General features: G+C 71.8%; 2 protein-coding genes. Both read right to left on the bottom strand.

Features of this window, described 5'->3' with window-relative positions; all coding sequences use genetic code 11:
• The coding region (locus ACWGH4_RS35370) for a DNA glycosylase AlkZ-like family protein (RefSeq protein ID WP_453468033.1) at positions 1 to 252 on the bottom strand (252 nt) is incomplete at its 3' end.
• Between the two features lie 68 nt (positions 253 to 320).
• Positions 321 to 845, bottom strand: coding sequence for a VOC family protein (locus ACWGH4_RS35365; RefSeq protein WP_453468031.1), 525 nt, complete (start codon positions 843 to 845; stop codon positions 321 to 323).
• Between the last annotated feature and the right edge of the window lie 212 nt (positions 846 to 1,057).

Here is a 1,057-nt window from a genome sequence, read left to right as displayed (position 1 = left end):
GGCACGTACCGCGTGCAGGGTCAGCTGCATCAGCGTCGCCTTCACCGTCCGCAGACCGGCCACCGACGCGTCGAGCGCCGACGCGTCGAAACCGCTCAGCCTGTTCCACCGGGCGATGTACGGCGAAACGGGCTGCTGCGCCTGCAGGGCGACCACCCGCCGCACCCCCTCCGCGACGTCGAGCGGCTCACGGCCGAGGAGCAACTGCCGTGCGAGAGTGGCACGGTTGAGCCCGCGCGCGGTGATCTTCATGCGGGGATTGTGCCGGGTGCGGCCGCCGCCCGGCCAGGCGGAACATCGGGCTGGGCGGGACGAAGGGCTCAACGGGCCGGGCGCTGCGGGGCACTGGCCACCCCCGACTCCCGCCCGCTGAGTTCCGCGTCCAGGGTCTCCTGGGCGATGCGCATCGACTCGGCGTACTTCGGCTCGGACATCCGCTGCCAGGCCACGTCCGGTGCGACGTCCTCGGTCCGGCTCGTCACCCACCAGATGTTGCCGAACGGATCCCGCACCCTGCCGCCACGGTCGCCCCACGCACTGTCGACGACCTCGGTGACCACCCGTGCCCCGTGGGCAACGGCGGCGGCCATGGCGGCATCCGCGTCGGGGACGTAGATCCGCAGCAGTGACGGCATCACCGGCCAGTCGGGCCGCCGGTCGAAGGCGAGCACGACCGTGTCGCCGACACGGATCTCACCGTGACCGATGGTGCCGTCCTCGACCGGCACCCGCGCGAGCTCCTCACCCCCGAACGCGGCCGTGATGAAGTCGAGCAGCGCGCCGGTGTCGTCGGTGACCACCCACGGCGCGACACTCGTATATCCCTCGGGCACAGTGCGGTGCATCGGCCTGTCCTCTCATCCGGTCCTCCGGCCCTGCATGACATGACGACCGTAGAACCCGAACAGGTCAGATCCCGTCCTAGATGCCCGCGGGACGTACCGGCCCCTACGCGCCTCCCGCGACGCGACCCTGGACGCGACCGGACGGATGCCGACCCACGGTGCGCGAGCAATGGACGAGCCGGTAGCCGTCCGGGCCGCGACCGTCGCCCCGT

This window comes from Streptomyces sp. NPDC054847 (assembly GCF_053610925.1).
This window is presented reverse-complemented; position numbering and strand designations above follow the sequence as displayed.